Source organism: Shewanella sp. KT0246 (assembly GCF_019654955.1).
GTDB lineage: Bacteria > Pseudomonadota > Gammaproteobacteria > Enterobacterales > Shewanellaceae > Shewanella > Shewanella goraebulensis.
This window is the reverse complement of the sequence record NZ_BPEV01000115.1, coordinates 1-613: the sequence shown is the minus strand read 5'-3', so window position 1 is coordinate 613 and position 613 is coordinate 1. Positions and strand designations below refer to the sequence as shown.

The 613-nt window shown below is 56.0% G+C and carries 1 protein-coding gene; it reads left to right on the top strand.

Going from position 1 to position 613, the window contains the following annotated elements:
- Nucleotides 1-76 precede the first annotated feature (76 nt).
- A partial coding sequence (locus K5Q58_RS20685) for a DUF4132 domain-containing protein (RefSeq protein WP_220755731.1) occupies nucleotides 77-613 on the top strand: 537 nt, incomplete at its 3' end.

Below are 613 nucleotides of genomic sequence, written 5' to 3'. Positions count from 1 at the left end.
TTTTTTTTTTTTCAAGCAGAAGACGGCATACGAGATGCTCAGGAGTCTCGTGGGCTCGGCCATCAAAGACAAGGGGATGTTGGCCCTGATCGCTGGCGGCGATGCGCAAACCCTGCTGGGCATGATCCAACCCTTTATGAAGAAGCGCTATGAGCGGCGGGCACAGATAGAGGCCATGTTGCAGGCTTTGGCCAACTCGGACGATCCTGTGGCGATTCAGTTTCTGCTGAGTATTTCGCGGCGTTATCGCACCAACTCGGTGCAGGAGCTGGCACGGGCGCAAGTCAGTCAAATTGCGGCCCGTAACGGCTGGACTCAGGATGAACTGGCGGATCGCACTGTGCAGACGGCCGGGCTCGAACATCTGACCCAGCCCAGCCCGTTTGAATTCGGCAGCCGTACTTTGGCGCTGGCACTCGGGGACGACCTCAAGCTGAGATTGCTCAACGAAGAGGGCAAGCTGCTCAAGAGCCTGCCGCAACCTCGGCAGACAGACAACGAAGGCGATATTGCCGAAGTGAAAAAATGGTTCAGCAACTGCAAGAAAGAACTCAAGCAGGTGGTTGAACAGCAAAGTGCCAGATTGTATGAGGCCATGGTCACAGAGCGGCAT